This window comes from Paramylibacter kogurei (assembly GCF_002742285.1).
GTDB classification, from domain to species: domain Bacteria; phylum Pseudomonadota; class Alphaproteobacteria; order Rhodobacterales; family Rhodobacteraceae; genus Amylibacter; species Amylibacter kogurei.
The window spans coordinates 658,504-682,260 of sequence record NZ_MDGM01000012.1; the positions used below are offsets into that span (position 1 = coordinate 658,504).

Consider the following 23,757-nt stretch of genomic DNA (forward strand, 5'->3'; position numbering starts at 1 on the left):
CTTTAAATCCTGACAGGCACACCCGCGTGCTGCATATACTCTTTTGCTTCTTTTATCGTGTAATCCCCAAAATGGAAGATCGAAGCGGCCAAAACAGCCGATGCGCCGCCCTTTGTCACACCTTCAACCAGATGATCAAGGGTGCCAACACCCCCAGATGCAATCACGGGAATATTCACCGCATCACTAATGGCGCGGGTTAGGGGCAGGTTGTAACCATCGCGCGTTCCATCGCGATCCATGCTGGTGAGCAGAATTTCACCGGCACCTTTGGATGCCACCAATTTGGCAAATTCAACCGCATCAATGCCCGTACCCTTGCGCCCACCATGGGTGAATATTTCCCATTTTCCAGGGGATACGGTTTTTGCATCAATCGCAACCACAATGCATTGGCTGCCAAAACGATTGGCACTGTCTGCCACCACATTGGGGTTGGCCACAGCGGCGGAATTGAACGAAACCTTGTCGGCACCTGCCAGTAACAGATTGCGCACATCATCGGGCACGCGCACACCACCACCAATGGTGAGCGGCATAAAACATTGTTCCGCTGTGCGCCGCGCCACATCAAACATCGTGCCTCGGTTTTCAACAGTTGCGGCAATATCCAAAAAACACAGCTCATCCGCGCCAGCGGCGTCATAGGCTTTGGCCGATTCAACGGGATCACCCGCATCGATCAGATCAACAAAATTGACACCTTTGACCACACGGCCATCTTTGACATCCAAACAGGGGATAATGCGGGTTTTTAACATGTTAGCCTTTCAACAACGCGGTGGCCTCTGCCACATTGATCGCGCCATCATAGAGTGCACGCCCCGAAATCGCACCATTCAGCGGGGCGCCACAGTTTTTCAATGCACGCAGATCATCCATCGATGAAACACCGCCCGACGCAATCACGGGAATGGATACCGCATGGGCAAGGGCGGCTGTGGCCTCCACATTGGGGCCTTGCATCGCGCCATCGCGGTTGATGTCGGTGTAAATGATGGCGGCAACGCCGGCGTCTTCGAATTGTTTGGCCAATTCTGTGACCTCGACATTGGTTTCTTCGGCCCAACCGCGTGTAGCGACCATACCATTGCGCGCATCAATGCCCACGGCCACATGGCCTGGGAATTTCGCCGCCGCTTCGCGTACCAAATCGGGGTTTTCAACCGCAACCGTGCCAAGGATCACGCGTTGCAATCCTTTGGCCAGCCAGTTTTCGATTGTTGCGATATCACGAATGCCACCACCCAGTTGCGCAGGGACATTGCAAGCGGCCAAAATCGCCTCGACAGGGGCGGCATTAACGGGTTCGCCGGCAAATGCGCCGTTCAAATCCACCAGATGCAACCATTCGCATCCATCGTTTTGAAATGATAACGCTTGTGCCGCAGGATCATCATTAAAAACGGTCGCTTGTTCCATCTCACCCTTGTAAAGTCGCACACAATTCCCATCTTTTAAATCAATAGCAGGGTAAAGGATCATGACGATGGCTCCGCAGTTTGGTCATTTTTGCTCCACTTATCCTGTTCAGCGAAACTTTGCAAAGCCTGATCGCGCCGTAACGTTCCGCTTGACGTAACAAGGGCAAATTTTGCACTGTTTGCCCAATCTAGGGAGGATTAATTATGATGAAACGTACACTTTTGGCAGCGGCAATCGCGCTGACCCCATCTTTTGCATTTGCTGATGATATTTTCGGCACTTGGCAAACAGTAAAAGACGACAATGGCAACTATGGCCATATCAAAGTCGAAGCATGTGGTTCAAAAATCTGTGGCACATTGATCAAATCATTCAAATCAGACGGCAGCGCGCTGAAAACCGATAATATCGGTAAAAAACTGATCTGGGATATGACAAATAAAGGCGGCGGAAGCTACACAGGTGGCAAGGTTTATTCACCTGATCGCGACAAAACATACAAAGGCAAAATCAAGCTGAACGGCAATAAGTTGACTGTTCAGGGTTGTGTTGGCCCGATCTGTCGTGATGGCGGTACGTGGTCACGTATCTAAATTCGCGATAAATTCAAATGATCTGACCCGCCTTTTGGCGGGTCTTTTCGTTTAGGGATTCCAACGTAGGAAATTGCCGATCAAACGCAAACCCGTTTCTTGGCTTTTCTCTGGGTGGAATTGCGTGCCAATAATATTATCGCGCCCCACAGCAGCAGTGATCGGCTCGCCATATTCAACCGTGGCCAGCAAATCGGATGGTGCATCTGGCAACATGTGATAGCTGTGCACAAAATACGCATGATCACCCGTTTTGATCCCATCAAACACGGGGTGATCCGAAAGGATATTCAACGCATTCCATCCCATATGCGGGATTTTCAACGAAGGATCATCGGGTTTCAGATGAACAACCTCGCCCTTGATCCAATCAAACCCCGTGTGATCGCCATGTTCACGACCCCAAGTCGCCATCATCTGCATCCCAACACAAATTCCCATAAACGGAACACCTGCATTCACGCGCGCCTCGATCGCACCAAACAACCCGTCAATTGCGCCCAGTTCACGCCGACAATCGGCAAATGCACCAACACCGGGCAACACAACGCGATCGGCGCTGCGCACAACGTTTGGATCAGCGCTGACAATCACATCGCCTGCGTCAAATTCCAGTGCCATGCGTTGGAAACTTTTCTCGGCGGATCGCAGGTTGCCAGAATTGTAATCAACAATGACCGTTTTCATTCGGATAAGGTGCCTTTGGTTGATGGAATTGCATCCGCCTTGCGCGGATCGGTTTCCACGGCGTGGCGTAATGCTTGTGCCACCGCCTTAAACGCGGCCTCTACAATGTGGTGGCTGTTGAAACCGTCCAAGGCCTCTACATGCAATGTAATCCCACCTTGCATCGCAAATGCAGTGAAAAATTCGCGTACCAACTCTGTATCGAACGTGCCGATTTTATCGGTTGGAATGTCGACTTTCCACACCAAATAGGGGCGACCAGATAAATCGAGCGCGGCGCGCACCAATGCATCATCCATCGCCAGCAGGCTGGAACCATAACGGCGAATGCCTTTTTTATCGCCAATCGCTTGGCTCAATGCCTTGCCCAATGCGATGCCCACGTCCTCTACCGTGTGGTGATCGTCGATGTGCAAATCACCGTCGGCGCGAACGGTCATATCAATCAATGCATGGCGCGACAGTTGATCCAACATATGATCAAAGAAACCAACGCCCGTTTGATTGTCGTAAACGCCTGTACCATCCAAATTGATGTCCACGCTGATTTTGGTTTCCGCCGTGTCGCGGGTGATTTTTGCAGTTCGCATATGCTTGCCCAATTGTGGTGAAAGTCATGTTTCAACGCCGTCGAAACAGGGGTGTTATAGAGCGGCGCGCGCATCCTTCCAAGAGGATAACGCGCAGATGGGGCGATCTGTTGCGCCCGCGTGTCAGTCGAACCGATCAACGCGCAGGGCGGATATATCCACATTGGGTGTTTGGTTGCGCACAATCTGGGTTGTGAATTGCGCCAATTTGGGTGCAATGGTCAGACCCAGATGTTGTGATCCAAAGGCAAAAATCACATTTGGATTTGATTTCGCCCGTCCCAACATTGGCAGGCTGTCAATTGTTGACGGGCGGTTGCCCATCCATGTTTCTTCGCCATTCCAAGTGAGGTTCGGAAAAACCTCTTGCGCTGTTTTGCGCAACAGATTGATCGGCATCTGCGAGGGGGCACTATCCAACGGTGCAAATTCCGTTGTCCCAGCACAGCGCAGCCCCATATCCATCGGCGATAACGCCAGTTTCGCATCCGTAACCAAATAGGGCGTTGTAGGTGTCAGATTTGGCGATTTTAGCAACAAATGATACCCGCGCTCGCCTTGCAGGGGAACCTTGTGCCCCAATCCAGCGGTCAGGGATTTTGACCACGCACCAGCGGCCAAAATAATATTATCACCGCGCAGTTTATCCCCGTTTTCAAGGATGACTTCGTTGCCATCAATGGCAGTCACTGCATTTTGCACAAACTGCCCGCCGTGTTTTTGAAAATGCGCAAACAGAGCCTGTAAGTATGCCGCTGGGTTCGAAATGCTGCCATTCGCGCCATAGCGCGCGCCAAAATGATAGGCGTCACCAATCGCAGGGTCTGCCGCCTGTAAATCTGGTAAATCCAGCTTGTCAGGGACACAGCCCAAGCTGGCCTTTAATTCATTGGCAAATGTGCTGTTTTCATAGTCCGCACGGGTGCGATACAGATATGTCAGCGTGCCAGATGTAATGTATTTTTCCGCGCCTGTGCCCTTGGCCAATTGGATATGCTGATCCACGGTATCATGGGTTAACATATCAATTGATGTCGCGATTTTGGTCACACGCGCCGCACTGGCATTGCGCAAAAATCCAAGACCCCAAGGCGCAAATCGGGGCAGATATGACCAGCGCAGGCGCAGCGGGCTATTGCGTGAGAATAATAATTTCGGAAGCTGTGCAAAAACGCTTGGTTCTGCGGCGGGGATGATCGCGGCGCGTGCCAACAATCCCGCATTGCCAAATGACGCCTGGGCAGGGTCGCCAACAGGCACGCGATCAATCAATGTCACCGCCACGCCATCACGGCGCAATTGTTCGCCAATACACACGCCCGTAAACCCAGCGCCAATGATCAATGCTGTTTTTGTCATGATCCCACATTCGGTTTTAATTGCAGACTGTCAAGCAGCGCGATAAGGTTTCGCAATGATTATCGGGGCGGCGTGACCCCAAGATGAAATGCAAAGGCACTCAATGGTTGATACCCCTGGAAAAATGACGCTCTGGGCCGTCGAAATATTTGTCGCAGCGGTGGAAGAGGGCACAATTTCATTGGCGGCCAAACGATTGAACGCCAGCCCGTCATCCGTATCGCAACAGCTTACAAATTTGGAAGCGGGACTTGGCGTTTTGTTATTGAACAGATCAACGCGCCCGATGGAATTAACATCTGCGGGTCGTTTGTTTTTACGCCGTGCGCAAAATATTTTGGGCGAGGTGACACAGGCCAAGGCCGAATTGGCCGTATTCAATTTTTCCAAAATGGTACGATTGCGCATTGGTGTTGTGGATGATTTCGATGCCGATGTCACACCTGCGTTAATGGCCCAATTGTCAAAAAAAATGGATGGCTGTCAGTTCTTGCTTGAATCCGCATCAAGCTATCAATTGGCAGAGGCGCTCGATTCCCGATCAATGGATGTGATCATCACCGCAGATGCTGATATGACCGAGGATTGGATGGATATTCACCCACTGTTGGTTGAACCGTTTTTGGTGGTTGCACCAAAGGGAAGCGTGGATCAATCGGGTGAAGTGATGGAACAGTTGTTGACCATGCCCTTTATCCGATATTCATCGCGCACCATGATGGGCCGCCAGATAGAGGCGCATCTGGCGCGTCAGCGGATCAATTTGCCCAACCGATTTGAATTCAATAATTACCATGCCATCATGTCGATGGTCGCGGATAAGGCGGGGTGGACAGTGACAACGCCGCTTGGCTATTTGCGCGCGCATCGTTTCATTGAATCGGTCGATGTCATGCCATTGCCGTTCAAGGAAATGACACGTGGCATTTCGCTTGTTTCGCGCAAGGATGTGATGGATCGCATCCCCCAAGACGTCGCCGATTTGGCACGCCCCTTGTTACAAGAAAAACTTGTGGGGCCATGCGTTGAAAAATTGCCGTGGCTGCGCGACAAATTTAAAGTGTTGATGTAATTATTCCGCCGCTTGCTGGCTTGATTTCACAGATGCAAGGCTGCTGAGGATAATATCCGCAAGCGTATCCAGATGTTCGCGTTTCAGCGCCGCAGGAAGACGGAGATCACAAGCACGCATCAGCATCGCACGGGTTTTTGGCAAATCTGGCAGGTTTTCCAAAAACTTCCAATTCCAAAAAACACGTGCATTTTCAGACTGTAAGCCAAAGATGCTAATGTTCAATCCGTTGCTAGCGCAGGTTTGCACAAATCGCGTGGCATCGTCATCCGAAAACCCATTGAGGTTAAATTGCATGGAATCTGGTGCGCGATGTTCGCCGTGTAATGCATCGGGAACGGTGATGAAATCCGATTGGTTTAATTTAGCGGCCAGATATTCAAAATTGGTTAAACCATCGCTCGCACGGCGCGCAACCTCGGCCAATTGGGGGCGGATGACAACCGCAGATAGGTTGGACATGCGCGTGTTATATAGGGGCAGCGTATTTTGATACTTCGCAAAAATATTTGCATCCGTCTGATGTTTTTTCCAGTTGTTTTCATAGGCGCCAGACATGATCACAGCCTGTGCATAAACGTCTGCATCATCGGTAATCATAATACCGCCTTCGCCGCCATTTACCAATTTGTAGGACTGAAAACTGAAACAGCCAACCGCGCCAATCGTACCGATTTTTTGCCCATTCCATGTGGTGCCAAGCGAATGTGCCGCGTCTTCGATCAGGGGAATGCCAGCCTGATCACAGGCCGATTTTAGAACATCCATATCGGATGTATGGCCGCGCATATGCGATACCAACACAGCCTTGATATCGCTGGTTAATTTGGTGGCGAAATCATCCATATCCATACGATAATTTTCGCCAACTTCAACCAACACAGGTTCGCAACCTGCGTGAACCACCGCGGACGGCACGGCGGCAAATGTGAAACCAGGGATAATCACCTTATCCCCGTTACCAAGCCCAAGTGCGCGTAGCGATAAAAACAATGCCGCAGAACAAGACGCAACCGCCACGGCGTATTTTGCACCCATCATTTGTGCGAAATCTTTTTCCAGCAATGTCACTGGAGCATTTTCCGCGGCGTGATAGCGAAACAGATCGCCCGATTGCATCAATTCGGTCAAATCTTGGAGTGCTTTTTCAGGGATAGGTTCAGCCGTGTGTAGGTTCTTACCGATTGTCATTTTCTGCTCTTTCAGTTTTTCCGAAACTTACATTCGGGAAATGTTTAGCAGAAAGACTGTCGAAAACATAGGGTAAATACCCGTTTCTTTTCAGGTGCTTATCAGATTGTTACCAAGAAAGAATTGTCGAATTAAACCCGCGATTGCACCCGTTGGCGGGCCAATGCGCTGTCGCGGTCATTGACGCCGAGCAGGTTCGCAACCAAACGCAAAAAGGTGTTTTCTTCGTTATCGCGATGCCCATCGGCCAGCACCAATTCCCACAGGGATTCAACCACGCCAATGCGATCATCGTAATCAACGCTATCCTTGACCACACGGGTAAACCGCACTGTATCTGGGGCCTGTTGTTCCAATTCTTCGGCCTCGCGGCGCAGTGCGTTTGCCTCTGTTTCATCCAAGTGAAACCGGTTGCGCAATACGGCGGAAATGGTCGCCATTTCTTCGGGGGCGTAATCATTATCAACCCGCGCCAAACGTACCATCAATGCGGCGAGCGCAAGGCGGGCATCATCGGTGCCAAATGGGGATGGTTCAGGGGCGGAAAATGCGGCAAGGATATTTTTTAACATGGGCAAAAATTAGGGGTGCGACGGGTGATTTGCAAGCCACAAAACCGTGTAGGACACCTGTGGGACAGGTGGCGGACAAATGGCAGACATGTGGCTGGCAAATCGGGAGGCGTGGATTTATCGAGTGGTTTGGTTAAACCAATCGGCTTTGTTCCACCGCAGCCTTTACAAAATCGCGGAACAATGGGTGTGGTGCGAATGGTTTGGATTTCAATTCGGGGTGGTATTGCACGCCGATATACCAAGGGTGGTCTTTCACCTCGACAATTTCGGGCAATTTGCCGTCGGGTGACATGCCAGAAAAGATCAAACCTTGTTTTTCCAATTGGTCGCGATATTTTGTATCCACCTCGTAACGATGGCGGTGGCGTTCGGAAATGGCGGTGGTGCCGTAGACTTCGGCCACTTTTGATCCTTCGACCAATGTTGCGTTATACGCACCCAAGCGCATGGTGCCGCCTTTGTCATCGTTGACAGCGCGTTCCACGGTGCGGTTGCCCTCGACCCATTCTTTGAGATGGTAAACCACGGGCTCAAAGCGTTTCGCGCCTGCTTCGTGGTCGAATTCTTCGGATCCTGCGGTATCGATCCCTGCCAGGTTGCGTGCAGCCTCGATCACTGCCATTTGCATGCCCAAACAAATGCCCAAATAGGGCACCTTGTGTTCGCGTGCGAATTGTGCGGCCTTGATTTTACCCTCGGTTCCACGCTCGCCAAAGCCACCTGGCACAAGGATTGCATCATAACCCGTCAGATGTGCGGCCGGATCTTCGCGTTCAAAAATTTCCGCATCAATCCATTCGGTGCGTACCTTAACTCGGTTGAACATGCCACCGTGCGTCAATGCCTCTGATATGGATTTATAGGCATCTTCAAGCTGGGTATATTTACCCACCACGGCGACCTTTACCTCGCCATCAGGGTGGTGAATGCGATCGGACACATCTTTCCATGTGGACAGATCGGGTTGTGGGGCAGGGGAAATATTGAATGCATCCAATACGGCCTGATCCATGCCCGCCTCGTGATAGGCCAATGGGGCATCATAGATCGTTTTCAAATCATACGCAGGGATCACGGAATCGGGGCGCACGTTACAAAATAGTGCGAGTTTTGCGCGTTCCTTTTCAGGGATTTCAGTTTCAGAACGACACACAAGAATATCAGGGGCGATACCAATAGAGCGCAATTCTTTTACAGAGTGTTGCGTGGGTTTGGTTTTCAATTCGCCAGATGCCTTGAGGTAAGGGAGCAATGTCAGATGCATGAAAATGCATTGATTTCGTTCCTTGTCTTGGGAAAATTGGCGGATGGATTCGAAAAAGGGCAAGCCTTCGATATCGCCAACTGTACCGCCGATTTCACACAGCATGAAATCAACTTCGTCATCACCGATATTGATAAAATCTTTGATTTCATTGGTCACATGCGGGATCACCTGAATGGTTTTACCCAGATAATCGCCACGGCGTTCTTTTTCCAACACGGTTGTGTAAACGCGCCCTGATGAAATGGAATCGGTTTGGCGTGCGGCCACACCGGTGAAACGCTCGTAATGACCCAAGTCCAGATCGGTTTCTGCGCCATCATCGGTGACGAATACTTCGCCATGTTCAAACGGGGACATGGTGCCCGGATCAACGTTTAAATACGGATCAAGTTTGCGCAAACGCACGGAATAACCACGTGCCTGTAACAATGCGCCAAGTGCGGCAGAGGCAAGACCCTTGCCCAAGCTTGAAACCACACCACCAGTAATGAAAATATAACGCGCCATGGTTCAGGCTGCCCCCGTGTTTTTGTTGTTATTTTGGCTGAAACCACCACGATATTCGATGGGCAAAAGCCATGTATCACGGGATTTAATCTATATTGGATTCGCGAGATTCTGACAAGCCTTAAACCGCTACATGATGTGACGTAACGGTTAAACCTATCAATTTATTGCGTTTATTCCGCGGTTGGCGGCAATGCTGGTTCGTCGCTGGATGATGGTGGCAACAGATTGTCACCCAATGGGTTTTCTGTTGGGGTATCGGTTGTGATCGGTGCAGTGACGCTATCCACAACTGAACCATTGCCTGAACCGCTTGCGGCCAGAATTGTTAATGTGATGCTTGTCGCCAGAAAACAAACCGCCAAAATCCAAGTAAGTTTCGTCAACGCATTTGCCGCTGAACGCCCTGCGGTATTGGCGCCACCGCCGCCACCAATGCCCAAACCGCCACCTTCTGACCGTTGCATCAGAACGACGCCGATCAGGCCAAGCGCCAAAAGAAGGTGAATAGTAAGTACGACATTTTGCATGTGATGCGGCCTTGGGTAAATTTGTTGCAGGTTGTTATGTAGTAAATCAACACGCGCTTGTCGATGGGTATTTACCCACTATTTTGCGATCATTGGGCGGGGCAGGTTTCACATATTTGTGTCACACTGATCTGTTGGTTCAAAATGTCGCCCAATGTTGCGCCGTCACTAAATTGCGTGGTTTTGGTTAGCGTGGTTTTTGAAATGCGATTTTCAAACGACAATGTTTCGCTTTGCGTCAAATCTTCAACGCCGCGTTGATAGATGATATCCAACCCTTGAGAGATCACTTCGGATTCTGTTGGCCAGACCTTGATAATCTGCGGGGATTGCGGGTGGTCATAAATCACCACCAAAACATCGCGTCCATCATGTCTGTGAATGGAAAAATACACATCATCGAATTGGCGCGATTGGTACAAGCGTTTGGAAACACAGCTAAAAAACGCATGATCTGGGTTTGTGGGCAATACATCAATGCATGGGCTGGCCAAATCGGTTTCACGCGCTGGGATCATTTCGCGCCCCAGATAGGTATAAAAATTCGCGGCACGAAGCCCGGATATGTGATATTCGCGCATGGCGTTTGGATCGGCATATGATTGCCCCGCGGAAAATACCGCAAGGGCGACAAACAAAGCGGTTCGCATGTGAAGAATCCTTTGAACATCCCGCGCATTTTCGCGGTGATGAATCAATTCTATAACGGTTTTGCGCCCTCCGCGACTAAATTGTTGTTTCACCCTGCGCGACGCTTGGCTATACACAGCGTCGGAGTTCATAACCGAAAGAATCTAAATATGGCCAATGTAGTTGTTGTCGGTGCCCAGTGGGGCGATGAAGGCAAAGGTAAAATCGTGGACTGGTTGTCAGAACGCGCGGATGTTGTTGCGCGGTTCCAAGGTGGCCACAATGCCGGGCATACATTGGTTGTTGATAGCAAAGTTTACAAATTGCACGCATTGCCATCGGGCGTTGTGCGCGGGGGCAAATTGTCCGTAATCGGCAATGGCGTGGTTCTTGACCCGTGGCATTTAATTGGTGAAATCGAAACCATTCGCGCCCAAGGCGTTGAAATCACACCAGAAAACCTGATGATTGCGGAAAATACGCCGCTGATCCTGCCAATCCACGGCGAATTGGATCGTGTGCGTGAAGAGGCAGCAAGCAAGGGCACAAAAATCGGTACAACTGGGCGGGGTATTGGCCCAGCGTATGAGGATAAGGTTGGCCGTCGTTCCGTGCGCGTTGCCGATCTGGCCGATGCAGCAACACTAGAGGCGCGCGTTGATCGCGCCTTGCAACACCACAATCCATTGCGCAAAGGCTTGGGGTTCGCGGAAATCGATCGCGACGAGCTGATCGCGCAATTGCAAGAAATCGCACCGCAAATTTTGCCCTATGCCGCACCAGTGTGGCAGGTGTTGAAAGAAAAACGCAAAGCTGGCAAACGTATTTTGTTCGAAGGTGCACAGGGTGCGTTGTTGGATATTGATTTTGGCACTTATCCGTTTGTGACGTCATCCAATGTGATCGCAGGACAGGCGGCAACGGGTGTTGGGCTTGGCCCAACAGCGATTGATTATGTGCTGGGCATTGTTAAGGCATATACAACACGTGTGGGCGAAGGCCCGTTTCCAACAGAATTAGAAGACGCAGATGGCCAACGTCTGGGCGAACGGGGCCATGAATTTGGCACAACAACAGGGCGCAAACGCCGTTGTGGTTGGTTTGATGCAGCATTGCTGCGCCAAACATGTGCCACATCAGGTATTACCGGTATCTGTTTGACAAAGCTGGATGTTTTGGATGGGTTTGAGACACTGAAAATCTGTGTTGCCTATGATTTGGATGGCAAGCGATTGGATTATTTGCCAACAGCCGCCGAAGAACAGGCACGCTGCGTTCCAATCTATGAGGAAATCGATGGCTGGTCAGAAAGCACCGAAGGCGCACGCTCTTGGGCGGATCTGCCGGCGAATGCGATCAAATATATTCGCCGCGTCGAAGAATTGATCGATTGCCCTGTTGCATTGGTGTCCACATCGCCCGAACGCGAAGACACGATTTTGGTCACTGACCCGTTTAACGATTGATCGGGGCAGGGCGCAATGAGCGATAAATCCAAAAGCATGTCATACAAATCGCGGCGGCGCTGGTCGTTGATCGTTTTGTTGATTGGGCTGCCGGCCTATATCATCATCTGTGTGACGATCATGAACCTGTTACAGCGATTGCATCCGCTGCTGGAATTGCTGATCTATGTGGTGATGGGGGTTGCTTGGGCATTTCCGGTCAAGGCGGTTTTCATGGGCGTTGGCAAAGACGACCCAAACAGCACCGATACATAAGCAATCATTAAAAATGTGAAGGGCCGCAAACCGAAGTTTGCGACCCTTCCCAACCGAGATAGGTTGTATCTGGTTATTTATTTACGATTTGCAACCAGCACGAGGTTATCTTCTTCCTCGGCGTCGTCATCTAATTGCAAACGAATGCGTTTAAAGCTTTGTGCAACCGCGATTTTGTCCTCATCAATGGGGTCAACCTCTGCCAATGTTGGTTCTTCAACATCTGACATATCGGAAACTGTTGCATCTGGCAGGTCAACAACCACATCGTCCAATTCTGGCAATAGCGCAGATGGTGCAGATTCTGTTGCACCTTCTGTTACGCCAAATTTCAAGCTTGGCGCACCGCGCATGCTGGCCAGAATTTGGCTCGCGCGGTCATCATCGTTTGATGCGGTTTCTTCTGCTGGCAAATCAACCTCTGGCTCTTCGTAAGTGCTACGAATGATGCGCAATGGGCGGCGGAAAACACGGCTCGTGTCAAATGAATCGATGTCGTCAGTCGCGGCGTTCAACGCAGCGGTCAGGCCATCGTCATTATAATAGGGGTCTTCTGGAATTGTTTCGTCCAGGATCAAACGATCTGCGGTATCGTCCGGTTGAATGTATTTTGTATCGAATTCTTGGGTGTCAAAGTTTGCGTCGACGTCGTCTTCAACAAAAATTTCGTTGCTTTGATCGTCCTGTGCATATTCCAGATCATCATCCAAGTTCAAATCGGCACGTGGCAAGATAACCAGACCGCTTTTGGTTGTGGTGATGCTCATTTCATTGTCTTGCAATGTTTTGGCAATAATATCCAACGCACGTGTTTGATCGTTTTCAGACAAAGTACCAAATGTTTTGTCGTCCGATGCAATACGGCGGAAATATTCTGTAACGCGTTTCATGATCGGGAAAGGATCGTCGAACCCTTCGAGTGTGATCGTAAATGTGCCGTAACTAATCGACAGTGCCTTACTATTTACATTCGTAGTCATTTGACCCCCCCGGGTTTGGTTTCGGTTTCCAATAGCCCCTCGCAAGCAGGACTAGATTTGCAGCAAATTCTTGCATAATCAACTAATGACTGCCGTTTGTGGCGAAATAGTGGAATGAAAATGGAAACAGTGCGGTTTAAACACGAACGGGGCGTCACTTTGATCGGTGCGGGACCCGTTGAAAACACACAAGTTTCAACCATTACGGGTATGGCAGATACCGTTTATTGTGCTGATGGGGGCTTGGCCAATGCGCTGTTTGAACCCCATGCTGTGATTGGGGATTTGGATTCAGCGACTGAAAAAATGCCATTTTATCAAAGTGTTAACAAAGTGTTAATTCATGATCAGGATCGCACGGATTTTGAAAAAACCTTGGCAACTGTTACTGCGCAATATTATCTGTGTGTTGGTTTTACGGGCGGGCGGATGGATCATCATTTGGCGGCGTTTAACACTGTTGCAAAAAATCCCGACAAATCGATTTTTTTGATCGAAAAAAACGAGTTCGCATTTCTTTGGTGTGATGAATTTGGCGAATTGTGTCTGAACTTGGGCATCGAATCGCCAATCGGCATTTTCCCAACGACTCGCGCGATGGGTGAGAGTCGCGGGCTTCGCTGGAACATCGATGGGTTGGAATTGGCGCCTGATGGGCGTATTGCCACGTCAAATGAAACCGATGCAGATCAAGTGGTTATCAAAATCACAACAGGCAAAGTTTTGGTAATTTTACCCATTGGTCAACTTTCAAACGTGTTGAAAACCCTGTTTTAACAGGCGGGTAAATTCACCGCCAAACCACCCAAAGATGTTTCTTTGTATTTTTCGTTCATATCCATTCCGGTTTGACGCATGGTTTCGATACAGGCGTCCAAACTGACCAAATGTTTGCCATCACCGCGCATGGATAGGGATGCTGCCGACACGGCCTTGATCGCGCCCAGACCGTTTCGTTCGATACAGGGGGCCTGCACCAATCCTTTGATCGGATCACATGTCATGCCCAAATGATGTTCCAATGCGATTTCTGCGGCGTTTTCGATTTGCTCTGGCGTACCACCCAGCAATGCACATAACCCCGCCGCCGCCATTGCGGATGCGGAACCGACTTCGCCTTGGCAGCCAACCTCTGCACCTGAAATCGATGCATTGTGCTTGATCAACCCACCCACAGCGGCGGCGGTTAACAGAAATTCTGGAATTTTATCCACGCTCGCATTGGGCACATGATCCAGATAGTATCGTAGGGTGGATGGAATAACCCCAGCCGCACCATTGGTGGGGGCGGTCACAACCTGTGCCCCCATGGCGTTTTGTTCGTTTACCGCCATGGCATACATCGAAATCCAATCGTTGATGATATGGGGGGCGGCGAAATTTTGACCATGTTCAGCCAACAGGCTGGTGTGAATATCCTTGGCACGGCGGCGCACGTTTAATCCACCTGGCAAAATACCATCGGTTGCCAGACCCGCATCAATGCAATCATTCATCACCTGCCAGATACGTTTGATCCCCTTGTCCAGCTCTGCTGCGGGGGTTTCAACGGTTTCATTGGCATATTTCATTTGCGCAATGGTTTTGCCGCTGTCACGTGCCATTGCCAACATTTCATTGGCGGATTTAAACGGATAGGGCACACTGGCCTGATACCCGGTGGTTTCCGCACCTGCATTCAATTCTATCGCAGTTTGCACAAAGCCACCGCCGATGGAATAATAGATTTCTTCCAAGATCACACCACCAAGCGCATCATAGGCAAAAAACGTCATGCCATTGGCGTGGCCGGGCAGGGTATTATCATAATCAAACCGCACATCAGCGTTTGCATCAAAATGATAAACAGGGTGGCCAACAGGCTGAATCTGTTTGTTTTTTTCGATGTCCACCATAATTTCCTGTGCCCGTTCGGCATTGAAATTATCAGGCGCCATACCCGCCAACCCCATAATGGTTGCGAAATCCGATTGATGCCCTTTGCCAGTGAACGCAAGGCTTCCATGCAGGCTCGCCCCGACACTCGCGGGTTTTAGACCCAGTTCCAAGATACGATCCAAAAATCGCGCAGCCGCCACCATTGGCCCCATTGTGTGGCTGGAAGATGGGCCAACGCCGATTTTGAAAATTTCAAAGATGCTTAGAAACATGAATTGGGTCTCCTTTTGTGGTCTTGTAACGTGGCTGTGTGATGTTTCCTATAGGAAACCGACGCATCTGTGGCGATTTCGCCCTCGTCGAACTATGTCAAACAACCTATAAGGCGAATAAGAATCTTTTGGGGGGACTTTTGTGATGTTAAACGCTGCTGAAACTGGTAAATTTATTTCCGCAAAACGGGCGTTGGAATTTGTGCAACCCGATATGAAATTGGGACTTGGCACGGGGTCAACTGCTGCTTGGTTGGTGAAATTACTGGCCGATGCAAAATCAAACAATGGTTTGCAGTTTAGCGCGGCGGCAACATCCAGTGTGACGACGCAATTGGCAGAAAGCCTTGGCATTAAAATTCACGCACTTGATGATATCGGACAGCTTGATCTGGCGATTGATGGGGCGGATGAATTTGATCCTGATCTGAACCTAATCAAAGGTGGCGGCGGCGCGTTATTACAAGAAAAAATCGTTGAAACGGCGGCGGATCAATTGGTGATTATCACGGATGCATCCAAACAAGTGCAACATCTGGGCGCGTTTGATTTACCTGTAGAGGTGGTGAAATTTGGTTGGCAAACCACGCAGCGCTTGATCGCTGATGTGTTGAAAACCGCAGATGTTGATGGGCAAACCATCACACGGCGCGGCGGTGATAACCCATTTGTGACAGACGAGGGTCATTTCATCCTTGATCTTCGCCTGAAAAAAATAGGTAATCCAGCCGCCCTTGCCACTGCGCTCACATCCATTGCGGGTGTTGTGGAAACAGGGCTGTTTTTAGATATGACCACCGCGATTGTGGTGGGTGATGGTAATGGCTTGGCGCGTGTTCAACACAAGGGCAGCGCGGATTGGACCGAACAACAATATGATCTGGACGCAGAGGCGGCATTGATCAAACGCGTGATGGGATAAATGATGGATTACGATTTCGACCTTTTTGTAATTGGCGCTGGTTCTGGCGGTGTGCGAGCGGGGCGTTTGGCCGCTGCAACGGGTGCCAAGGTCGCTGTTGCCGAAGAATATCGTTACGGTGGCACATGTGTAATCCGTGGCTGTGTTCCCAAAAAGCTGATGGTTTATGCATCTGAATTTTCCGAAATGTTCGAAGACGCGGCAGGGTATGGTTGGACGGTTGGCGAAACCTCGTTTGATTGGGCGACATTGATCGCGGCCAAAGACAAGGAATTGGAGCGTCTTGAAAAGATCTATGCCAAAAACCTGGGCGGGGCGGGCGCGCAAATGTTTGATACCCGCGCAACCGTAACAGGACCGCATAGTGTGAAATTGGCCAGCGGCGAAGAATTTAGCGCCAAAACCATATTGGTCGCCACAGGTGGCCGCCCATTCGTGCCAAATATTGATGGCAGCGAGCATGTGATAACATCAAACGATATTTTTCACCTAACCAGCCAGCCTAAACGTGCGTTGGTTGTGGGCGGTGGCTATATCGCCTGTGAATTTGCGGGAATTCTCAATGGCATGGGGACCAAGGTCACACAGTTTTATCGCAGCGAACAAATCCTGCGTGGGTTCGATAACCAAGTACGCGATCATGTTGCCAAAGAAATGCGTGCCAAGGGGATTGATCTGCGTGTGAATACCGATTTGGCGGGCGCGATCACCAAAGTGGGTGATGAATTGCACCTGACAGATAACAATGGTGATAAACATGTGTTTGATACCATTTTATATGCAACAGGGCGCGTGCCAAACACCGATAACCTTGGCCTTGAAACCGCAGGTGTAGAGCTCGGCAAATCGGGCGAGGTCATTGTTGATCAATATTCGCGCACAAATGTGGACAGTATCTATGCCATTGGCGATGTAACCAATCGCGTGCAATTGACACCCGTTGCCATCCGCGAAGGTGTGGCATTTGTGGAAACCGTTTTCCATGATAACCCAACCAGTCCCGATCACGATCTGATCCCAACGGCGGTATTTACCCAACCTGAAATTGGCACGGTTGGCATGGGCGAAGAAGAAGCACGCAGCAAAGAAGAGATCGAAGTCTATTCCGCCGCGTTTCGCCCCATGAAACATATCCTTGCGGGTAAGGATGAAAAAATGCTGATGAAATTGATCGTATCAAAAGCAACGCGCGTGGTTTTGGGCGTACATATCGTCGGCCATGCAGCGGGTGAAATGATCCAATTAGCAGGGATTGCCGTGAAAATGGGTGCAACCAAAGAACAGTTTGATGCAACCGTTGCGGTGCACCCCACAGCGGCAGAAGAGCTGGTCACGATGAAATCACCAACGCGCTAGCACACTTGAAATTTTGACAAATGGCTACAGTTATCATTTGATAGCATAAGACCGTAACGAAAGGACGCATTTTACAATGCCAGACAACAAGGGCGGCCCATGGGGCAGCGGCGGTGGAAACCGCGGTTCAGGGAATAACGGCGGCGGAAATCAAGGCGGTGGAAACCGCGGCGGCGGACGCCAACCCGTAAACGAAATCGACGAAATTGTCCGCAAAGGCCAGGAACAATTGCGCGCCATCATGGGCGGCAAATCTGGCAAAGGCGGCACAGGGGGCAATCGCCCATCTGCACCATCTGGTGGTTTTGGCGCGGGGTCTATGGGGCTGTTTGTGATTGCGGCGGTGGCACTTTGGTTATTTGCCAGTGTGTATCGCGTACAGGATGGCGACAACGCGGTCGAACTGTTTTTGGGCGAATGTCGCGGTGAATGTGTCGAAGGTGCGGGCATCAACTTTGCGCCTTGGCCTGTTGTGACCAAAGAAATCTTGCCTGTATCACGCGAAAACACACTGTCCGTTGGCGTTGCACGTGGTGCAGGGGACGACAAAGGTTTGATGCTAACGGGTGATGAAAATATCGTTGATATTGATTTCCAAGTGGTTTGGAACATCCAAAACCCCGAAGATTTCTTGTTCAATCTTGCTGCACCCAATGAAACCATTGCGGCCGTATCTGAATCAGCGATGCGCGAAATTATTGCGCGATCCAACCTTGCACCCATTTTGAACCGTGATCGCGGTGCGATTGCACAAGAGTTGCAAGAATTGATTCAAAGCACATTGAACAGCTATGCCGCAGGCGTGAATATCGTTCGTGTTAACTTTGACCGCGCCGATCCACCACGCGAGGTGATCGATGCATTCCGCGAAGTTCAAGCTGCAGAACAAACACGCGACACGTTGGAAAAACAGGCGGATGCCTATGCCAACCGTGTGGTTGCAGAAGCCCGTGGTGAAGCGGCGCAATTGATGGAGCAAGCCGAAGGTTATCGTGCACAAGTCGTGAACGAAGCCGAAGGTGAAGCATCACGTTTCGTTGCCGTATACGACGAATATGCCAAAGCCAAAGACGTTACACGCAAACGTTTGTATCTGGAAACAATGGAAAAGGTTTTGGGCGGTATCGACAAAATCATTCTGGATGAAAACAGTGGCGGTCAGGGCGTTGTGCCATATCTGCCGTTAAATGAATTAAACAAAAAAGCGGGGACAAACTAATGAACCGTTCTGCATTTATCATGCCAGTCTTGCTGGTGGCCGTTGTGGCCGTAATGTCATCAGTGTTCATCGTGGATGAACGCGAAAAAGCATTGCGTCTTTGGTTTGGTGAAATCACCCAAGAAATCGATGAACCCGGCATGTATTTCAAAGTGCCATTCGCACATGAAATTGTGACATACGACAAACGTATCTTGCCCCTTGATACACAGGCGCTAGAGGTCACACCACTTGATGATCGTCGTTTGGTTGTGGATGCATTTGCACGTTGGCGGATCGCCGATGCCACAACATTCCGCCGCGCGGTGCGCACAGGTGGTGTTGAATTGGGCGCACGTCGTTTGGAACCAATTTTGACCGCTGAATTACGTCAGGTTCTGGGTGGCGTTACTTCCAACACAATTCTTTCTGCGGATCGTGTGAATTTGATGACTCAAATTCGCGATGGCGCACGTTTGGAAGCGGCCGCATTGGGCGTGGAAATTATTGACGTGCGGATCAAACGCGCCGATTTGCCAACGCAAAACCTAGAGGCCACATTCGGGCGTATGCGTGCAGAACGTGAACGCGAGGCTGCGGATGAAATCGCACGTGGTAACGAGGCGGCGCAACGTGTACGCGCGGGCGCTGATCGTACGGTTGTTGAAACGGTATCAGAGGCCACCAAAAACGCCGAAATTATTCGCGGTGAAGCAGACGCACAGCGCAACGCGATTTTCGCCGAGGCATTCGGACGTGACCCTGAATTCTTTGCATTTTACCGTTCACTTAGCGCATATGAAAATTCCTTGAAATCTGGAAACTCATCCATGGTGATGTCGCCAGACAGCGAGTTTTTCGAATATCTGAAATCAGATAACGTAAAATAAATTGCGATAAATAGAATTGAAAAGGGCCGATGTTCGCATCGGCCCTTTTTGCATTTGGTTTGATTGCTGGTTAAATTGAACCCAGATTCGCGCTAAAACCCGCCGATCACAAAATTTGTCTTTAATAATCACATCTATTTGACAGGCTGTGCGCCAGTTAGACTTGCATTGTTGCGCAAACACTACAAATTATAGAACAGGCGCCAGTTTTGGCGCATCGAAGATGTTCCCAAGGAGGATATAAAGTGAAAAGCATCGCGATTACTCGGTCTGATACGACCGACCACAGGCAGACATATTTAATCGGTGCGGTTCTGACGCTCGCGCTTTTGATGGCGCAAACGCTTGTTGCACATGCACGCGGCGCACCAGATAGCTTTGCCGATCTGGCAGAACGGCTCAGCCCATCCGTGGTGAACATCACGACGACAACAACGGTCACACAACGTGCAGATCAACCGATGATGCCCCAAGTGCCAGAAGGTTCGCCATTTCGCGAGCTTTTCCCTGATTTGTTTGGCGGCCCAGACGGCCAAGCGCCATCACGCAAGGCATCCGCACTTGGTTCTGGATTTGTGATTTCCGCAGACGGTTTTATCGTCACCAATAACCACGTGATCGACAAGGCCGATGAAATTATCATCGAATTTTTCGATGGTAAAGAATTAGAGGCCACATTGGTTGGTCGCGATGAAAAAACCGATGTCGCGGTGTTAAAGGTCGAAGCCTCTGAACCGCTTCCATTCGTGACATTTGGCGACAGCGATGTATCGCGCGTTGGCGATTGGGTCATGGCCATTGGTAACCCACTGGGCCAAGGTTTCACCGTAACCAGCGGGATCATTTCCGCACGCAACCGATCATTGCGCGGCACTTATGATGATTACATCCAAACGGATGCTGCGATTAACCGTGGTAACTCTGGCGGGCCATTGTTCAACATGGATGGCAATGTTGTGGGCGTGAACACCGCAATCATTTCACCAACAGGTGGTTCCATCGGGCTTGGCTTTGCGATGTCATCAAATGTGGTGTCCAAAGTTGTTGCACAACTACAAGAATTTGGCGAAACCCGCCGTGGTTGGTTGGGTGTGCGTATCCAAGACGTTGACGCAGAAATGGCCGATGCATTGGGTCTGGACAAGGTCGCAGGCGCATTGGTGTCTGACGTGCCAGAAGGCCCCGCAACAGAAGCAGGCATTTTAGCAGGCGATGTCATCTTGCAATTTGATGGCAAAGACATTGAAGACACACGTGAATTGGTGCGCATCGTTGGCAATTCTGGTGTGGGTGATACCGTGCGTATGTTGATTTATCGTGACGGGAAAACCCAAACGGTCAAGGTTGTATTGGGCCGTCGTGAAGACGCCGAACGTGGCCAGGTTGTGCCTGCATCCGCTGATGCAACTGACACACCAGAAGAGTCTGAAAAATTGGGCATGACGCTTACTGCGATCACACCAGAATTGCGTGAACGTTTGAAACTGGACAATAACGCCAAAGGTGTTGCGGTGATTTCTGTTGATGAAACCAAAGATGCCTTTGACAAAGGTATCCGTTCTGGTGACATCATCGCAGAGGTTGGCCAAACACCAGTGTCCACACCAACAGAATTATCCGACATGTTCAAACAGGCGCGTGATTCAGGACGTAAATCGGTGCTGTTATTGGTGCAACGCGATGGCAATCCACGCTTTGTGGCGCTGTCATTAGAAGAATAAGCCAAGGTCAAATTTATAAAGACCGCGCAATTTGTTAACGCGCAAGTGCTAACAGATCACAATAAATAAACGCTGTCCGATTGATTTCGGGCAGCGTTTTGTCATTGCGCCACACATTATCTGACTTAGCTGCGATTGCTTTTCTGTCGCTGAAAGACAGCTTTGTTCACTCTTTCCAGAGTATTGGCGCGATCGTAGATTTTATGTAAAAATCCAATTACCGCCCCGCGGGCAGACATTTTTGTTGAAATGTTTGGTTCCAAGTTAAAGACATAAAGGAGATATTCTGATCGAAACTGTTTCTACCATAATTTTTGTTGGTGTCCTCCTTGCGATTCCTGTTTTCCTTGGGCGCTCTTTTCACCGTGCTGTCACAACACGAAAGCGCATTGAAAAAGAGGTGCCAAAACTGCACCATGCTTCAGGTCGCATTGTTGGCTTCACGAAAATAAAGTTTGCCTCAGAGAGCAGCTTTGCGGAGCATTATCCGATTGTTGAGTACGAGACCCATGAAAACGAAGTGATCTGGGCGGAAGCTCAACCCTGCAAGGAGGGTATGGTTGGCTTGAACACTGTTGTCGATATCATGTGTCGACCAGGCCGTGCACGGTCAGTCAGGATTGTACAAAGCCCGAACCAAACACAGGGTTTCATAACGCTTGAAAAGAACCTTGAAATCGTTCTGAGCCTTATCGGTATCGGCATCCTATTCGCCGTGGCAATTTGGTATCATGGTTTTGCACTGCACATCCTAGGGCCGATTTTTATCATGTTGGTGTTCGGTTATGCATTGGGTCATCTGACGAAGAAGGGTTTCAGCAAGCGCGAAGAACGATTGGATGCAAACCACTATCAAAGCATTTGTAATCGTCTTATCGCTGCGCAAGACAAAGGCAGTGTCCCTGCCAATCTGGCTGAATGATCCGCTTTATCAAAATCAGCTTTAAACACTGGAAAAAATATAAATGTAACTGCTCGGTCGAAGGTTTCTATTGGAGAACGTTTTGTCGCCTACTGCTGTGAATATGTCAGAATTTTCTGCGGACTTTTTGTTCGGGTTAACAAAAATCCGCAAAGATAAAATCATCTGCTGTGATGTCATCCGCATCCACCCCGCGCAGCTTGATTGAAAAACCTTCGCCCGCAATTGTGATCAATGTTCCATTGCGCTGTTGGGTCAATTGCAATTCTTCGAAACCGCCAATGAAATCGGGCAGGGCGATAACATCCCCGTTGGCATCAAAATCACGGATCGTATCTTGACCATCGGTGTTTTGAAAAAACACGAATGTATCCTGTCCACGCCCGCCACGTAATACATCATCACCAGATCCCGCATTGATCAAATCATCGCCCGATCCACCAAAGATACGATCGTTGCCCGCATCACCTTGGATCGTGTCATTCCCTGCGCCGCCACGCAAAATATCATCGCCATTGCCTGCGAAAATCTGATCATCACCTGCATCGCCATGCAGCCGGTCATTGCCATGCCCTGAAATCAAAATATCATCACCCGCACCACCGCGCCCAAAATTGTTATCAGTTGCATTGCCAAATGTGATTTGATCCGCACCAGCACCCCCAAACAACTGGTTTTGCCCCGCATTGTCGATCAATTCATCATCACCACGCCCGCCAAATATGCGATCATTCCCGTTGGAACCAACGGCAAAATCATCGCCCCCGCGCAAGTGAATTTCATTTGTTTCGCGATAATAACGCGGCTGATGTTCCAGATTGAAAGCATCCATTCCGTGGCCACCATAAAATGCGAAACCTTGTTGCGAGGCGATTTGTAAAATGCTCGGCGCGATATCAACAACCCAACCGCTTTGCCCATTTGCACCGATATTGTCATATGTGGCATCAAGGGTGATCGCGCCGTCAAATGCCAGTTGTCCAATGGCGATTTCTTGCCCTTGTTCCTGACGATAAAGGGTCAGTTGATCCACATTTACGGATACGGTTTGTCCCAGATAAGCATTCGATACTGGCGCGCTAAACTCTGTGCGTATAATCAAATTGGTTCGACCAAGGCTTTCTAAATTTTGCAAATCCTCAGCACCATTCAGCGCGACAAGCTGACCTGCATTATTCTGCGCTGATTGTGTAAACAATGCAGGTGACATTGTGATTTCGGTTGCCGTCAAAGTGTAAAAACCAGCATCTGTGCTGTGAAACGTCATTGCCATAACCCATACCCCTATGTGTTGATTGGGTTTAATTGTGACAAATTTCCATAAAAATCAAACTAAACTATTCGGTTTGGTTAATGCGTAATCTATTATAATTAAACGAAAATTTTCGACAAATTGCATTGATCGCCCCGCGCGCTCACATCGACGTGTTTCACATCAAACCCCTCTGGGCAAAAAGCGCTGGAAATGGCA

Annotated in this window: 24 protein-coding genes; 11 read left to right on the forward strand and 13 right to left on the reverse strand. The window is 49.8% G+C overall.

The annotated features are described in order from the left end of the window. Positions 1-2 precede the first annotated feature (2 nt). Together hisF and hisA are read right to left on the reverse strand one after the other, a co-directional pair. Complete coding sequence (gene hisF, locus BFP76_RS08735) at positions 3-761, reverse strand: imidazole glycerol phosphate synthase subunit HisF (RefSeq protein ID WP_099592841.1); 759 nt, start codon at positions 759-761, stop codon at positions 3-5. 1 nt (position 762) lies between these two features. After that, positions 763-1,485 (reverse strand): 1-(5-phosphoribosyl)-5-[(5-phosphoribosylamino)methylideneamino]imidazole-4-carboxamide isomerase, encoded by a 723-nt coding sequence (gene hisA / locus BFP76_RS08740; protein WP_099592842.1) that lies wholly within the window; start codon positions 1,483-1,485, stop codon positions 763-765. A gap of 143 nt (positions 1,486-1,628) precedes the next feature. On the opposite strand from hisA, the gene BFP76_RS08745 reads away from it, so the two are divergent. Continuing rightward, a complete protein-coding gene (locus BFP76_RS08745; protein WP_099592843.1) occupies positions 1,629-2,018 on the forward strand; it encodes a DUF2147 domain-containing protein in 390 nt (129 codons plus the stop codon). A gap of 51 nt (positions 2,019-2,069) precedes the next feature. Here the strand turns inward: BFP76_RS08745 and hisH are convergent, their stop codons facing one another. From hisH to BFP76_RS08760, 3 genes are all read right to left on the reverse strand, one after another. Further along, positions 2,070-2,705, reverse strand: coding sequence for an imidazole glycerol phosphate synthase subunit HisH (gene hisH / locus BFP76_RS08750; RefSeq protein WP_099592844.1), 636 nt, complete (start codon positions 2,703-2,705; stop codon positions 2,070-2,072). Next, positions 2,702-3,295: an imidazoleglycerol-phosphate dehydratase HisB gene (gene hisB / locus BFP76_RS08755; RefSeq protein WP_099592845.1), complete on the reverse strand. Its 594-nt coding sequence runs from the start codon at positions 3,293-3,295 to the stop codon at positions 2,702-2,704. The genes hisH and hisB overlap by 4 nt, the downstream gene beginning before the upstream one ends. 123 nt (positions 3,296-3,418) lie before the next feature. Then, positions 3,419-4,654, reverse strand: a complete 1,236-nt coding sequence (locus tag BFP76_RS08760; protein WP_099592846.1) for an NAD(P)/FAD-dependent oxidoreductase — start codon at positions 4,652-4,654, stop codon at positions 3,419-3,421. Positions 4,655-4,757: 103 nt separating this feature from the next. Between BFP76_RS08760 and BFP76_RS08765 the strand changes: the two genes are divergently transcribed. Further along, positions 4,758-5,726 (forward strand): LysR family transcriptional regulator, encoded by a 969-nt coding sequence (locus tag BFP76_RS08765; protein WP_099592847.1) that lies wholly within the window; start codon positions 4,758-4,760, stop codon positions 5,724-5,726. Here BFP76_RS08765 and BFP76_RS08770 read toward each other — a convergent pair whose 3' ends face one another. From BFP76_RS08770 to BFP76_RS08790, 5 genes are all read right to left on the reverse strand, one after another. Continuing rightward, a complete protein-coding gene (locus BFP76_RS08770; protein ID WP_099592848.1) occupies positions 5,727-6,917 on the reverse strand; it encodes a DegT/DnrJ/EryC1/StrS family aminotransferase in 1,191 nt (396 codons plus the stop codon). Between the two features lie 131 nt (positions 6,918-7,048). Continuing rightward, positions 7,049-7,489 carry a tellurite resistance TerB family protein gene (locus BFP76_RS08775; protein ID WP_099592849.1) on the reverse strand — a complete coding sequence of 147 codons (441 nt, stop codon included), beginning with the start codon at positions 7,487-7,489 and terminating at the stop codon, positions 7,049-7,051. Between the two features lie 133 nt (positions 7,490-7,622). Then, a complete protein-coding gene (locus BFP76_RS08780) occupies positions 7,623-9,266 on the reverse strand; it encodes a CTP synthase (RefSeq protein WP_099592850.1) in 1,644 nt (547 codons plus the stop codon). A gap of 173 nt (positions 9,267-9,439) precedes the next feature. After that, positions 9,440-9,796 (reverse strand): preprotein translocase subunit SecG, encoded by a 357-nt coding sequence (secG, locus tag BFP76_RS08785; protein WP_099592851.1) that lies wholly within the window; start codon positions 9,794-9,796, stop codon positions 9,440-9,442. 89 nt (positions 9,797-9,885) lie between these two features. Continuing rightward, the gene (locus BFP76_RS08790; protein ID WP_099592852.1) at positions 9,886-10,446 is read right to left on the reverse strand and encodes a hypothetical protein; all 561 of its coding nucleotides are present in this window, start codon (positions 10,444-10,446) and stop codon (positions 9,886-9,888) included. Between the two features lie 150 nt (positions 10,447-10,596). On the opposite strand from BFP76_RS08790, the gene BFP76_RS08795 reads away from it, so the two are divergent. Both BFP76_RS08795 and BFP76_RS08800 read left to right on the forward strand, forming a co-directional pair. Beyond that, positions 10,597-11,892: an adenylosuccinate synthase gene (locus BFP76_RS08795; RefSeq protein ID WP_099592853.1), complete on the forward strand. Its 1,296-nt coding sequence runs from the start codon at positions 10,597-10,599 to the stop codon at positions 11,890-11,892. Between the two features lie 15 nt (positions 11,893-11,907). After that, entirely contained in the window at positions 11,908-12,147 is a 240-nt protein-coding gene (locus BFP76_RS08800) for a DUF2842 domain-containing protein (protein WP_099592854.1), read from the forward strand. Between the two features lie 77 nt (positions 12,148-12,224). On the opposite strand, the gene BFP76_RS08805 is transcribed toward BFP76_RS08800, so the two are convergent. After that, a complete protein-coding gene (locus BFP76_RS08805) occupies positions 12,225-13,127 on the reverse strand; it encodes a hypothetical protein (RefSeq protein ID WP_133117418.1) in 903 nt (300 codons plus the stop codon). A 120-nt stretch (positions 13,128-13,247) separates the two neighbouring features. On the opposite strand from BFP76_RS08805, the gene BFP76_RS08810 reads away from it, so the two are divergent. Next, the gene (locus BFP76_RS08810) at positions 13,248-13,904 is read left to right on the forward strand and encodes a thiamine diphosphokinase (protein ID WP_165775691.1); all 657 of its coding nucleotides are present in this window, start codon (positions 13,248-13,250) and stop codon (positions 13,902-13,904) included. Here the strand turns inward: BFP76_RS08810 and BFP76_RS08815 are convergent. Continuing rightward, positions 13,901-15,277: an L-serine ammonia-lyase gene (locus BFP76_RS08815; RefSeq protein WP_099592857.1), complete on the reverse strand. Its 1,377-nt coding sequence runs from the start codon at positions 15,275-15,277 to the stop codon at positions 13,901-13,903. The genes BFP76_RS08810 and BFP76_RS08815 overlap by 4 nt on opposite strands. 145 nt (positions 15,278-15,422) lie before the next feature. Between BFP76_RS08815 and rpiA the strand changes: the two genes are divergently transcribed. From rpiA to BFP76_RS08850, 6 genes are all read left to right on the forward strand, one after another. Further along, positions 15,423-16,199 (forward strand): ribose-5-phosphate isomerase RpiA, encoded by a 777-nt coding sequence (gene rpiA / locus BFP76_RS08820; protein ID WP_099592858.1) that lies wholly within the window; start codon positions 15,423-15,425, stop codon positions 16,197-16,199. A gap of 3 nt (positions 16,200-16,202) precedes the next feature. Beyond that, on the forward strand, positions 16,203-17,555 hold the full coding sequence (gor, locus tag BFP76_RS08825) for a glutathione-disulfide reductase (RefSeq protein ID WP_099594023.1): 1,353 nt from the start codon (positions 16,203-16,205) through the stop codon (positions 17,553-17,555). 76 nt (positions 17,556-17,631) lie between these two features. Continuing rightward, on the forward strand, positions 17,632-18,774 hold the full coding sequence (hflK, locus tag BFP76_RS08830) for an FtsH protease activity modulator HflK (RefSeq protein ID WP_099592859.1): 1,143 nt from the start codon (positions 17,632-17,634) through the stop codon (positions 18,772-18,774). Beyond that, positions 18,774-19,643, forward strand: a complete 870-nt coding sequence (hflC, locus tag BFP76_RS08835) for a protease modulator HflC (RefSeq protein ID WP_099592861.1) — start codon at positions 18,774-18,776, stop codon at positions 19,641-19,643. Before hflK ends, hflC begins: the two co-directional genes overlap by 1 nt. 245 nt (positions 19,644-19,888) lie before the next feature. Next, complete coding sequence (locus tag BFP76_RS08840; protein WP_420818664.1) at positions 19,889-21,364, forward strand: DegQ family serine endoprotease; 1,476 nt, start codon at positions 19,889-19,891, stop codon at positions 21,362-21,364. A gap of 400 nt (positions 21,365-21,764) precedes the next feature. Further along, a complete protein-coding gene (locus tag BFP76_RS08850) occupies positions 21,765-22,286 on the forward strand; it encodes a hypothetical protein (protein WP_133117419.1) in 522 nt (173 codons plus the stop codon). Between the two features lie 136 nt (positions 22,287-22,422). Here the strand turns inward: BFP76_RS08850 and BFP76_RS08855 are convergent, their stop codons facing one another. Beyond that, positions 22,423-23,559 carry a calcium-binding protein gene (locus BFP76_RS08855; RefSeq protein WP_099592868.1) on the reverse strand — a complete coding sequence of 379 codons (1,137 nt, stop codon included), beginning with the start codon at positions 23,557-23,559 and terminating at the stop codon, positions 22,423-22,425. Positions 23,560-23,757 lie beyond the last annotated feature (198 nt).